Annotated in this window: 10 protein-coding genes; 6 read left to right on the forward strand and 4 right to left on the reverse strand. The window is 74.1% G+C overall.

The window, feature by feature from the left end; translation table 11 throughout:
• Positions 1-21: 21 nt before the first annotated feature.
• Positions 22-813, reverse strand: coding sequence for a bifunctional hydroxymethylpyrimidine kinase/phosphomethylpyrimidine kinase (thiD, locus tag DB32_RS18500; protein WP_053233786.1), 792 nt, complete (start codon positions 811-813; stop codon positions 22-24).
• 41 nt (positions 814-854) lie between these two features.
• On the opposite strand from thiD, the gene DB32_RS18505 reads away from it, so the two are divergent.
• The 4 genes from DB32_RS18505 to DB32_RS18520 all read left to right on the forward strand — a co-directional run bounded on the left by DB32_RS18505 (position 855) and on the right by DB32_RS18520 (position 3,861).
• Positions 855-2,315, forward strand: coding sequence for a LysM peptidoglycan-binding domain-containing protein (locus DB32_RS18505; protein ID WP_083457474.1), 1,461 nt, complete (start codon positions 855-857; stop codon positions 2,313-2,315).
• A 50-nt stretch (positions 2,316-2,365) separates the two neighbouring features.
• A complete protein-coding gene (locus DB32_RS18510; protein WP_053233788.1) occupies positions 2,366-2,854 on the forward strand; it encodes a hypothetical protein in 489 nt (162 codons plus the stop codon).
• Positions 2,851-3,339, forward strand: a complete 489-nt coding sequence (locus DB32_RS18515; protein WP_157069159.1) for a hypothetical protein — start codon at positions 2,851-2,853, stop codon at positions 3,337-3,339. The genes DB32_RS18510 and DB32_RS18515 overlap by 4 nt, the downstream gene beginning before the upstream one ends.
• A 135-nt stretch (positions 3,340-3,474) precedes the next feature.
• Positions 3,475-3,861, forward strand: coding sequence for a hypothetical protein (locus tag DB32_RS18520; RefSeq protein WP_053233790.1), 387 nt, complete (start codon positions 3,475-3,477; stop codon positions 3,859-3,861).
• Here DB32_RS18520 and DB32_RS18525 read toward each other — a convergent pair whose 3' ends face one another.
• Positions 3,862-6,324: a glycosyl hydrolase gene (locus DB32_RS18525; protein ID WP_053233791.1), complete on the reverse strand. Its 2,463-nt coding sequence runs from the start codon at positions 6,322-6,324 to the stop codon at positions 3,862-3,864.
• A gap of 190 nt (positions 6,325-6,514) precedes the next feature.
• Here DB32_RS18525 and DB32_RS18530 point away from each other — a divergent pair, with 190 nt between their 5' ends.
• On the forward strand, positions 6,515-8,533 hold the full coding sequence (locus DB32_RS18530) for a c-type cytochrome (protein WP_053233792.1): 2,019 nt from the start codon (positions 6,515-6,517) through the stop codon (positions 8,531-8,533).
• Between the two features lie 50 nt (positions 8,534-8,583).
• Complete coding sequence (locus tag DB32_RS18535) at positions 8,584-10,020, forward strand: serine/threonine-protein kinase (protein WP_053233793.1); 1,437 nt, start codon at positions 8,584-8,586, stop codon at positions 10,018-10,020.
• Here the strand turns inward: DB32_RS18535 and DB32_RS18540 are convergent, their stop codons facing one another.
• Entirely contained in the window at positions 10,021-11,661 is a 1,641-nt protein-coding gene (locus tag DB32_RS18540) for an RCC1 domain-containing protein (protein WP_053233794.1), read from the reverse strand.
• On the reverse strand, positions 11,658-12,392 hold the full coding sequence (locus tag DB32_RS46875; RefSeq protein ID WP_169791480.1) for a tetratricopeptide repeat protein: 735 nt from the start codon (positions 12,390-12,392) through the stop codon (positions 11,658-11,660). Before DB32_RS46875 ends, DB32_RS18540 begins: the two co-directional genes overlap by 4 nt.
• Positions 12,393-12,430: the final 38 nt, after the last annotated feature.

Genomic DNA, 12,430 nt, shown 5'->3' on the forward strand with positions numbered 1-12,430 from the left:
CCGATGGTAGCGCGGCTCGCGTCAGCGCGCGGTGACCGCCGCGAAGTGCTCCACGGGGCCGACGCCGTGGCCGATGCCGGGCGCGCTGCGCAGGGCGTCGGTGAGCCACGCCTTCGCGCTGCGGATCGCGTCCTCGAGCGTCGCGCCCTGCGCGAGGTGCGCCGCGATCGCCGCCGAGTACGTGCAGCCGGTGCCGTGGGTGTGCGGCGTGTCGATGCGCTCGCCGCCGATCTCGATCAGCGCGCCGTCGCGCGTCGCGAGCACGTCGACGGGATCGCCCTCGACGTGGCCTCCCTTGACCAGCGCGGCGCGCGCGCCTCGTTCGACCAGCGCGCGCGCGGCGCGCCTCGCGTCGTCTCGGGTGCGCACGTCGATGCCGGTCAGCGCGCTCGCCTCGTGTGCGTTCGGCGTGAACAGCGCGGCGACGGGCATGAGCTCGCCCGCCATCGCGCCGCGCGCGTCCTCGTCGAGCAGCGGCGCGCCGTGCTTGCTGATCATCACGGGGTCGACGACGAGGGGGAACGCGAAGCGCGATGCGCGGTCCGCGACCGCGCGCACCACCGCCGCCGAGCCCAGCGCGCCCGTCTTCGCGGCGCGGGGCGCGAGGTCGTCGAGCAAGGTGTCGAGCTGTGCGAGGACGAGGTCGGGCGCGCACACGTCGACGCGCGTCACACCTCGCGTGCTCTGCGCGGTGAGCAGCGTGATCACCGCGGTGCCGTACACGCCGTGCTGGTGGAACGTCTTGAGATCCGCCTGGATCCCCGCGCCTCCCGAGGGATCGGAGCCGGCGATGGTCAGCGCGATCGGCCGCATCGACCAGGTCTACCGCATCGCGTGCTATACGGGGGCCTCCGATGCGTTGGGTTCCCTCGATCGCCGCGGTGGGCGCGGCGCTCGCGCTGATCGCGCTCGTGGCGTGTGGTGGCGCGGAAGAGACCCAGCCCGACGCGGGCCTCCGCCCGGTCGAGGCGGCGCCGGTCGAGCCGACCGTCGAGGCCGCGAGCGACGAGCCTCCCGCAGGGATCGATCACACGGTCGGCGAGGGCGAGACGCTCTGGGACATCGCGCGCGCCTACGGCGTCGGCGTCGAGGCGATCATGGCGGCGAACCGTCTGCGCGATCGCGACGTGCGGCGGCTGCGGCGCGGGATGGTGCTGCGGATCCCCGGCGCGAGCGCGCCGGTCGTGGTGGAGACCGCGGAGCAGCGCGCGGCGGCGGCGGCGGCGCCGCTGCCGGAGATCGAGGGCGCCGCGTGGCATCGCATCGCCGAGGGCGAGACGCTGTGGGACGTCGCGACGCTCTACGAGGTGTCGGCCGCGGCGATCCTCGAGCGCAACGAGCTCGACGACGACGCGGTGCGCCTGCTGCGTCCGGGTCAGCCGATCCAGGTGCCGGGCATCACGTCGCGCGACGTGGAGCGCGCGGCCGAGCGCGCCGCACGCGAGGCGCCGTCGCGTCGCGAGCCTCGCGGGTTCCGACACACGGTGCAGCGCGGCGAGACCATCTGGTCGCTCGCGGGATCGTTCGGCGTGAGCGTCGCCGAGATCATGGCGGCGAACCGCCTGTCGCCGGACGAGGCGAGCTCGCTGCGCGAGGGCGCGACGCTCTACGTGCCGGGCGTCGAGCGCGACACCCAGGGGCGCATGCGGCGCGTGCTCAGCGGCGCGCAGCAGCGGGCGCTCGCGGCGGCGCGACGGCTCGGGATGGGCTCGCACCAGGCGGGCAGCGCGCTCCTGCACGGTCGTGTGCAGCCGACGTGGCTGCGCGAGGCGAGCCGCGGGTTCGGGCGCGATCGATTGCCCGGCTCGCTGCGCTGGCCGGTCGCGAACGGGTGGTTCGTGCGCGGCTACGGCTCGGGCGAGGGTGGGTATCACCTCGCGACCGACATCATGGGTGAGATCGGCTGGAACGTGCGCGCGAGCGCGCCCGGCGTGGTCGGCTACGCGGGCGACGAGATCCCCGGCTACGGCAACACCGTGCTGATCGTGCATCCCGGCGGGTGGGTCACGATGTACGCGCACAACTCGGTGAACTTCGTCGTCGCCGGCGAGCGCGTGCCCGCGGGCGCGATCATCGCGGAGGTCGGCTCGACCGGGATCAGCCGCGGCCCGCACGTGCACTTCGAGCTGATCTTCCAGGGGCAGAACTGCGATCCCGCGGCGCTCTGGCGGCCGGGGATCCGCCATCGCAACGGCTCGCTCACGCCGATGGATCCGCTGACGTGGAACGACGTGCGGCAGCGACCGAGCGGCATCCGCTGCCACGCGCGCATGCGTCATCCGCGCTCGCGCTGGGTCATCCACGAAGAGCTGTGATCGCCGTCCCCCTCTGGTGATCGGCCGCTGCGCGGCATAGCGTCGCGCGCATGGACGCGACGGATCCGCGCTTCGGTCGAGTGGTGATGGCGTACCCAGACCCGATGTCGGTCGGGTGGGGCGGGGTGATTGGCGGCGGCGTGACGCTCGCGATCGGGCTCTTCCCGGTGATCGCGGTGCTCGCGGGCGATGCGTCGCTGGGCAGCGAGGTGAACGGCGACATGATCGCCGGGCTCGGCTGCATCGGGACGTGGAACCTGATCGGGCTCGCGATCCTGGTCGGCGGGGTGCGCGACGTGCGCGGCAAGCCGGAGTGGAGGCTCTGCGAGCACGGCGCGGTGTGGATCGTGCGCGGCGCGGTGCGCGACGCGGTGCTCTATCGCGACGTGCCGGCGCCGACGATCGTCGAGGTGCAGCGGCGCGGCACGACCGTCGGGTATCGCGTGCAGCTCGGTCAGAAGGCGGTGCCCGTGCCGGCGCGCGAGGTCGCGGAGCGACTGGTCGGGCTGTGGCGCGCGGCGCGCGGAGCGGCGGCGTGAGCACGTTCGACGTGCGCTTCGTGCGCGGCGCGATCCCGGCGCCCGAGGTCGACGCCGGGCTCGAGGGCGCGGGGACGATCGAGGCCGCGCGCGAGGGCATGACGATCCGCGCGACGCGCCGGCGCGGCGGGCTCGCGACGGTGCTCGCGTGCGTGCTTGGCGTCGTCGCGATGCTCGTCGTCGTGGTGACGGCGGTGATGATCGCGGACGCGATGTTCGCTGGGGTCGACATCACGAAGGGCGTCGCCGCGCTCGGGATCCTCGCGCTGGGCGGCGGCGGGATGGGCGCGTTCAGCGTGCTCGAGCGCGTCCTGCCGCGTGCGGCCGTGACGATCACCGTGCCCTGGGCGTACGTCGTCACCGCGCGCGTGAGCGGATCGCAGCTGCAGGTCGTGACGACCGCGCCCGCGCTGTCGGGGACGACGACGATCGACGCGCCCGACATCGGCGCCCTGCTCGAGGCACTGGAGCGGGCGCGGGCGTGACCGAAAATCGGCTCGCCCGCTCAGGGCCCTTCCGTCCGCGTGCCCGCACGCTGCCGTGCGTGCCCTGCGCGAGCGAGCACTCCGGCTGGCCTTGCCACGCCGGGCGGCGGCGCCCAAGTAGGGACCCTCGGACGAATGCTGTATCGCGACGACTACTTCGAGGTGTGGGTGGATCCGGCGCGATCCCTGGTGCGGCTCGCGCGCACCGAGCGCGCGTTCGAGTCGATCGATCACGCGCGCGCGTCGTACGCGTCGCTCGCGATCGCGCTCGCGACGGTGGAGCGTCGCTCGCACGGGGTGCTGCTCGATCTGCGCGCCGCGCGCCCACGGAGCGAGCCCGAGTTCGAGCGCTTCGCGTCGGAGTCGAGCGCGACGCTGCTACGCCCGTTCCGCAGCGTGTCGGTGCTGGTGAAGAGCGCGGTGGGGCGCCTCCAGGTGCAGCGCATCGAGAAGGAGCGCGGCACCGCGGTCTTCACCGTGTTCACCGACGAGAGCGAAGCGCTCGCGCACGCGACGCGCTGATCACGGGCAGGTCGGCGGCGGGCCCGCCGTGCACGTGCCGAGCGAGATCGTCGCGACCGTCGATCCGCCGCGCTGCGCGATCAGCGTGCGCGCCGGGACCTCGACGCTCGTGCCGTCGCCGAACGTGACGGTGCGCGTGCCCTCGCAGCCCGCGTGATAGGCGACGTGGGTGCGCGTCCCGCCGCGATCGAACACCGCGGCGGTCGCCGCGCTCGCGCCGATGGTCGCGTCGACGCGACCGAGATCGCGCAGCGTCGCGAGCGTGTGGAGCGTGTGCGCGCGGGTCTGTCCGGCTTCGACGGGATAGCTGTCGGCGCGCGCCGAGTAGCGCGCCCACGCGTCGTCGGGATCGGCGTACGCGCGCGCGAGCCAGATGACGTCGACCCAGTCGTCCGGGCCGCCGCCGGTGCCCTCGGGCCCGCCGTTCATCTCGACGAGGTGATCGAGCGTGCGACCGAGGTGCGCCGCGTGGTGACCGAGGTAGAGCGAGCCGCCGTGGAAGGGCAGCAGGTTGATCCCGTGGATCGCCTCGGGCTCCGCGGTCCACCACGTCGAGTAGCTGCCGCCCGCGCCCCACACGATGCCGACCACCGGGTGATCGAACGAGTCGGGGAACACGTCGTCGTGCACGTCGAGCCAGTACTCCGCGATCGACGTCGCCTCGACCGCGTAGAGGTACACGCCGAGGTCACGCAGCGTGCGGTTGCCGGTCGCTTCGCCGAAGAGGATCAGCGAGCTCGAGTAGTGCATCGACTCGCTGGAGCTCTCCTGGTTGTTGCCGTGCGCGAAGCCCGCGTGACCGCTCGCCCACGAGTGGCCCTCCCACGGGTCGAACGTGCGCAGGAACGGGAACATCGGATCGTCGCGCAGCGGGCTCGTCGCGTCGCGCACGAGCCAGAGCAGCGAGCCGGCCCACGCCTCGGCCCACGCGGGATCGTGCAGCGCGACGAGCGCCGCCGCGTGCAGCAGGTAGCCCCAGTGGAAGTGGTGGTCGTTGAGCTCGGTCGCCGCGCCGAAGTCGGCGGGCTCGGGGACGATCGTCGCCCACGCGTCGAGATAGCGCAGGCGCGAGGGCCCACCGTCGTTCGGCGAGAGCCACTGCTCGAGGCCCTGGCGCAGGCGCGCGAGCAGGCGATCGCGGATCGCGGTCTCGCCGAGCTGCTCCGCGACGACGAGGAGCTCGGCGTACTTCCCGAGCAGCTTGCCGGTCGCGTACGAGGGCGCGGGGTATGCGGCGTCGAGATCGACCTCGCGCAGCAGCGTGCGCAGGCGTGCGTCGTGCGCGCGATCGGCGAGCGGCAGCGCGGGCAGCACGCCGCGGAAGGGCACGCGCGTCTCGAACGCGTTGCCCTCGAGCACCTGGAGGCGACCGCGCGGGGACGCGTAGAAGAGGTCCGCGACGCGCGCGTCCGTGTGGCGCGCGTGGTGCGGCATGAGCGCCATCAGCGGCACGTCGCTCGCGCCGGGCTCGACGGCCGTCGCGTGCGCCTCGTAGCGAACGCGCACCTCGCCGCGCGCTTCGTCGTAGGCCCAGCGCACGCGCGTGTCGTCGACGAACGCGTACGCGTGCTCGGTGTAGAGCGCGAGCGTGTCGTCGCTGTGATCGGGCAGCACGGCGAGCGAGAGGTGATCACGACCGCCGAGATCCGCGAGCAGCTCGCCCTCGGCGCCGTCGCGCCACGTCGCGCCGCTCGGCGCGAAGATCGCGTAGCGCACGCCCTCGATCTCGATGACGAGACGCGGCCCTTCGCGCAGCACGATGCGCGCGCCCGCGCGGAACGCCGCGTTGATCGAGACGCGCGCCGCGCCGCCCCGCACGCGGAAATACGCGAACGGAAGGCCCGAGCCGAGCGTCGCGCGCAGCTCGCGCGTGCCGTCGCTCCAGCGCGCGGTGAACGTCCAGTCGCTGTGGTCCGCGAGGCGCGTGTCGGGCGCGTCGAGGCCCTGCACGCCGATGCGCAGCGCGTCGAGCTGCGCGGGGATCGGGAGGATGTGCTCGTAGAAGCGACCGTCGGGCGTGGTGCTCGGCGTCGGGAGGTGGCGCACGCCGAGCCCGTCGCGCTCCGCGCGCGCGCTGATCGGGTGCATGTAGAGGTTGTTCGAGTGGGGGAACGCGTTGCGGAAGTCCCAGCCGACCGAGCTCCACGCGCGGTGCGTGGGGAGCGGGCCCTCGAGCTCGGGCGCCCGGTACTGCGTGCCGACGGGGACCACGTCGGTCGGGCCGGTCGCGTACGAGCCGCAGGTGACGCCGGGCTCGAGGTCGGCGGGATCGGGATCGACGAAGTCGGGCGGCGGCGTGGTGGGCGCGTCGGGCGTCGCGCCGTCGCGCGGCATCGTCGGGGTCGCGCCGTCGTCGAGCGGTGGGAGACCGGCGTCGTTCGTCTCGCCGTCGTCCATCACGTTGCCGGTGCATGCGGTCGCGAGCAGCGAGACGAGCGCGGCGAGCATCGCGGAGCGGTTCACGGAGCACCTCCGAGCCGCTCGTTCAGCAACGCACACGCCATCACACGTTCGTCGCGAAACGCGGGGCGCGGCGCGCGATCGTAGGCTGCAGCCTACAGGGGCGGGCCCTCGGGTGCGGGCCGGAGCCGCAGGCGGAAGTGGCGGAAACGTTTGGTGATTCGGTGGCGCGACGGTTGCTCGGTGGGCGCGCATGCCGAAGTCGCTGGCGGTGCTCGTGGTGGTCGTGCTCGTCGGGTGCGAGGGCGCGCTGGTGTCGCCGGGCGATCCACCGATCGCGCGCGACGGTGGCATCGCGCCGAGCGTCGATGGAGGCTCGACGCCGACGCCGATCGATCCGCGCGATCCGATCGCGCTGCCGTACCCCGAGTCGATCCTGTGTCCTCCGGTGATCGAGTCCGAGGGGGCGCTCTCCGCGTCGTTCGGCGAGCGCTGCGCGGGGTGCCACGGCGCGCGCGGGGAGGGCGGCGCCGAGTTCCCGTCGCTGCGCGAGGTCGCGACGCTCGACGCGTTCGTCGCGGCAGTGCGCACCGGGCCCGAGGCGATGCCGAGCTTCGCGGCGAGCGAGGTGAGCGACGAGGTGCTCGCGCGCGACTACGCGGTGCTGCGTGGTGGATCGATCACGAGCAGCGGCGATCCGCGATGTGGCGCGGGCTACGACCCGACGCGCGCGCGCAGCGACGCCGAGCTCGACGCGGTGATCGCGCGCGGCATGCAGGCGTTCCGAGCCCGCGGTCCGCGCGGCAGCTGCGCGGGATGCCACGCGCCCGACGCGATCGACCTCGCGGCGATCGGGTACTCCGACGCGACGATCCTCCGCCGCGCGTCGCCGCACGTCAGCGAGGACGACGCGCGCGCGATCGTCGCGCTCGTCCACGCGCAGCGCGAGCGACACGCGATCGCGCGACCGCTGCACCCGGATCGCTTCCGCCCGCTGCAGCCCGGCTTCGAGCCGCTCGCGCCGAGCACGACGCCGACGCCGGGGCTCGATTCGGATCGCCGCGACACCGCGTTCATGGAGTCGCTGCGCGACGAGCACGAGCTCCGCATCCTCGGCGCGCCGATCACGAGCGTCGACGACGCGCGCGCCGCGGCCGAGCAGCTCGCGTCGATCGATCTGCGCACGCTGCGCGTCGGCGTGCTCGCGGATCGCTGGACCGAGGACGGCTTCCACGGAGAGGACCGTCGCGTCATCACCGAGTGGATCCCGGGCATCGCGCGCGAGCCGCGCGAGGGCATGGAGGACGAGTGGTACGCGCTGATCGATGCGTACCTCGCGGAGCCGACGCCCGCGCGCTTCTGGGCCTGGTACGACCGCGTCGACGCGCTGAGCGAGCCGTGGGACGCGGACGGCATCGTCGAGGGCACGCCGCTCGCGAACGAGCTGATGCGCCGCAAGTACCTCTCGGTGCAGCTCGTCTCGCACATGCTCCGCGCGCGAGCGACCACGCCGCTCGATCCGTGGGGAGGCGCGCGAGGCGCGGCGCGCGTGCCGCTGCGCGCACGGGCGATCGCGCGCAACCCGTTCTGGATCGTCGGGGACGCGGTCCGGCAGAACCCGCTGCACTGCGACACCCCTTCGCCCTGCATGATCCTGCCGCCCGAGGTCGACGCGACGCTGATCGAAGGCGACGGCGCGCGCATGGAGCAGAGCGAGCAGCTCGCGCGCGGCTGGTTCTGGATCGGCTGGCAGTACGACCCCGCGATCATCGCGACCGAGGACGCGCGCGCGACGATCACCGGCGACTACTTCCTCGCGCGTCTGCTGCCGCGTCACAAGGTCCACCACGCGTTCCTCGTCGCGCGGCTGATGGTCGAGAAGGCGCGCGTCGACGAGGGCGCGTGGATGCACGCCGAGGGCATCGCGCTCGCGGGGCACGGACGATGGGCGAGCCCGCGCCCGTTCGTGATCACGAAGCACGTGGAGACGAGCTTCCACCAGCCGCCCGAGAGCGATCCGCGGTCCGCGCCGCGCGCGCGCATGCTCGCGAACACCGCGCGCATGGCGCTGCTGATGGTGCGCGACGAGCTCGCGCGCACCGGGACGATCTACCGGCGCGACGAGACGCTCGCGGGCGTGCGCGACATGCGGGTGTGGCTCGACCGCGCGGAGCGGGGCGAGGACCACGCGACGTTCGACGCGGTGCTCGCGGATGTCGAGCGGCTCGCCGCGGGCGCGACCGATCTCGACGACGGCTTCTCCGACTACTGAGGTCCGCAGTTGCATGCGGAACGCGACCTCCGTAGGGTCGTGCTTCCGCGGTGCTCCAGCCGTCCGACACGCTCGGGAGCTACACGGTCCTCGCGCATCTGCGCACGGGCGGGATGGCCTCGCTCTACCTCGCGCGCCGTCGCGGTGCGGCGGGCTTCCGCAAGCTCGTCGCGATCAAGGTGGTGCGCGCGGGCCTCTCCGAGAGCTCCGCGATGATCCGGATGTTCGTGCACGAGGCGCGCATCGCGGCGCACCTCGCGCACCCGAACGTCGTGCACGTCGAGGAGCTCGGCGAGAGCGCGGGGCTCTTCTATCTCGTCATGGAGTACGTGCACGGCTGCTCGCTGTCGCAGCTGCTGCGCACGCTGAGCAAGCGCGAGCGACGCCTCTCGGTGCGCGCCGCGGTCGCGATCGCGATGCGGGCCGCGGAAGGGCTCGCCGCGGTGCACGACGCGCGCGACGAGGCGGGCCGCGCGCTCGACATCGTGCATCGCGACGTGAGCCCGCAGAACGTGCTGATCTCGGTGCAGGGCCACGTGAAGCTGATCGACTTCGGCGTGGCGAAGACGCGCCTCGGCGACGCGGAGAGCAGCGCCGGAATCAAGGGCAAGATCGCGTACATGGCGCCGGAGCAGGCGCGCGCCGAGGACGTCGATGCGCGCGCCGATCAGTACGCGCTCGGCGTGATGCTCTGGGAGATGCTGACCGGCCGGCGGATGCTCGCCTCGGCGGGCGATCTCGAGATGCTGAAGGCGGCCGCCGATCCGAAGGTCGAGTCGCCGCGCACGTACGCGACGGCGGTCTCGCCGGCGCTCGAGGCGGTCGTGATGCGCGCGCTGGCGCGGGATCGCGAGGGGCGGTTCGCATCCGTGCGCGAGATGCGGCGCGCGCTCGCGGCGGCGGTGCCCGAGGCGCTCGCAGTCGAGAGCGAAGCGATCGCAGAGCTGGTGCAGAGCGCGGTCGGCGACGACCTCGCGCGTGTGATCGCGGAGCTTCCCGACGAAGCGACGCGCGCGCTCGCGGGGGAAGGCGCGCGCGGTCCGCGCTCGGTCGACGAGGTGCTCGCGACGCTCACCGCGCCGGCGAGCGCGAGCCACGTGTCGGTGGCGAGCGAGAGCACGTCGGCGCGGCGCGTCGGCGGGCGCGTGGCGCTCGCGCTCGTCGCGGTCGCGATCGGCGCAGCGGCAGGGACGTGGTTCGCGAGCGAGCCCGAGCGCGTCGTGGAGAGCGCGCCGCCCGTCGTGAGCGCGGTCGAGGCGCCACTCCCGGACGCGATCGCGCCGCCGGTGGTGGTCGAGGCCATCACGCCCGCCGACGCTGGCGTCGCGCAGATCGTCGTCGCGCCCGACGCGATCGAGGACACGACGCCGCGCGCACGACGCACCCGCCGCCGACGCGCGACGACGCCCGCGCGCGAGCGCGAGGACGACACACCGCGCGCGCCCTCGGTCGTGCACGGCACGCCGATCCTCACCGATCTCCCGTGATCACGGCAGGCGCGAGCGCCGCACGATCCAGCCGTCCGCGCCGCCGGCGCCGAGCTGCCCGCGCTGGTTGTGGCCCCAGCACGCGACGTCGCCGCCCGCGAGGATCGCGCACGCATGGAAGCGCCCGGCGGCGACGTGGGTGGCCGTCTCTCCGGCGAGCTGCGTGACCGCGACCATCGTGCAGTCGGTCGTGCCGCCCGCGGGATCGCGCCCCGTCTGTCCGTAGAAGTCGTCGCCCGAGCAGTGCACCGCGCCGCCGAGGATCACGCAGGTGTGATCCAGCCCGAGCGCGACCTCGGACGCGCCGGTCGTCGCGCCCGGCACTGCGGTCGCGACCGCGCGGGGGCTCGTCGGGAGACACCCGCGCTCGCCGTGCGTGTTCGCGCCCCAGCAGTAGAGCTGTCCGCCCGCGACGGCGCAGGTGTGGCCTCCGCCGCCCGCGAGCGCGCCCGTGCTCGCGAGCTCGACGGGCATCGAGTCGACGTCGCGCGGCGTCGCGATCTCGGCGAACGACATCGGCCCTCCGGCGCGCAGCAGATCGTTGTCGCCCCAGCACACGACGCGGCGATCCTCGAGGTGCGCGCAGGTCTGTCCTTCGCCCGCTCCGATGCGCACCGCCGCGGCGTCGAGCGATGCGATCACCGGTGCGCTCGGCGGTGCGTCGAGCGAGAGCCCGTCGCCGAGCTGCCCTTCGGTGCCGCGACCGGCGCACGTCACGCGCCCGTCGTCGAGCAGCGCGCACGCGTGGTCGTAGCCGCACGCCATCATGCGCGCGCGCGTGCCGGCGGGCAGCATCAGCGGTCTCTTGCTCGCGCTGCGGAACACGGGCCCCGTCGCGCCGTTCATCAGTCCCACGCACCACGCCTCGCCCTCGAGCGTCCACGCGCACGTGAAGCGCATGCCCGCGCAGACGCCGGCGACGCGCGTGATGTCGAGCTCGACCGCCGCGGTGCCGTTCGCCGCGCCCGCTTGGCCTTCGTCGGAGCCGCCCCAGCACCACAGCCGCGCGTCCTTCACGGCGCACGTGTGGTCCTGGCCTGCCGCGATCGGGCCCGGGATCGGCTCGAGCGGCGGCGGGCCCGCGTCGTCCTCGGTGCGCGCGTCTGCAGTGCTCGCGTCCTCGCTGGAGGCGTCGAGCGGCATCGCAGCGTCGAAGGGCGCGCTCGCGTCGACGTCCTGGGGCGTGCCCGCGTCGTCGATCGTGCCGGTCCACGGCGGGAGCGAAGCGGGCGGGATGGCGTCGTCGACGCACGTCCCAGCGATGCACGTGCGCATCGCGTCGCACGGCTCGTCGAGGCACGCGTGCTCGAGACGCACGTGGACGGTGCGGATCTCGCCGCGCACGAACCCGGTGCGCACCCGGCGCGTGACCCTCGCGGTCGCGCCGCCGAGCGCGCGGGCTTCGACGATCACGGGCGTCAGCGCGCCTTGCGCCTCCAGCCCGATCGTGAGCGGCAGCGGGTCGATCGCCGGATCGATGCGCTCGACCGGGCGCTGCTCGGTCGAGCCACGGATCGCGACCTCGATCGCGTCGACCTCCGCGCGCAACGCGGGCTCGGCATCGATCACCACGACGAGGTACGAGCGCGGCTCGCTGCACGCCGCGAGCAGCGCGAGCATCGCGAGCGCGACGCGCCTCATCGCACCCCCAGCGGGCCGCGATCCGTGAGCGGCGCGTCGGGTCCCTGCGGCGCGCTCGTCGCGAGTCCGACGCCGACGCCGACAGCCGCGCCGACGATCACGACGCCGACGATCGTCCAGAGCACCGGCGACTCGAACCACTGCTCGCCGCGTGGCTCCTCGCGCACCGGCTCCACCACCAGCGCCTCGGGTGGCGCGACGACCACGACGATCTCGCGCCGCTCGCCCTCGCCGATCACCACGCGCTCGCTCGCGACGCGGCGCTCGCCGCGGCGCACCTCGACCTCGTGCTCGCCGGGATCGAGCGGCAGCGCCTCGTAGCGCGCGTGCGTGCCGAGCACGTCGCCGTCGAGCGCGAGACGATCGCCGGGCTGCATGCCCTCGGCGTGCACGTCGACGAACGCGAGACGCGCCTCCACCGCGCTGCGCTCACGCTCCGCGGCGGCGCGCAGCGATGGGTCCGGCGTGTCGCGCTCGAAGCGCCGATACGCGTCGGCCGCTTCGCGCAGCCGTCCGTTCTGCGCGAGCGCCCCCGCGAGGTTGAACAGCACCGCGGGCGCGGGGTGCAGCGCGTACACCTCTTCGAACGCCTCGAGCGCGGCCTCCCAGCGGCCTGCTTCCGCGGCGGCCACGCCCTCGCGGAAGCGCTCGCGCACGTGACCGACCTGCGCGCGCGCTGGGAACGACACGATCACGATCGCCGCCGCGAGCGCGAGCGGGAGCAGCCTCACGGCGCTGATGGTACCCGATCCGTCGGCTACCATCAGTT

The sequence above is a fragment of the Sandaracinus amylolyticus genome (genome assembly GCF_000737325.1).
In the GTDB taxonomy this organism is placed as follows: Bacteria; Myxococcota_A; Polyangia; order Polyangiales; family Sandaracinaceae; genus Sandaracinus; species Sandaracinus amylolyticus.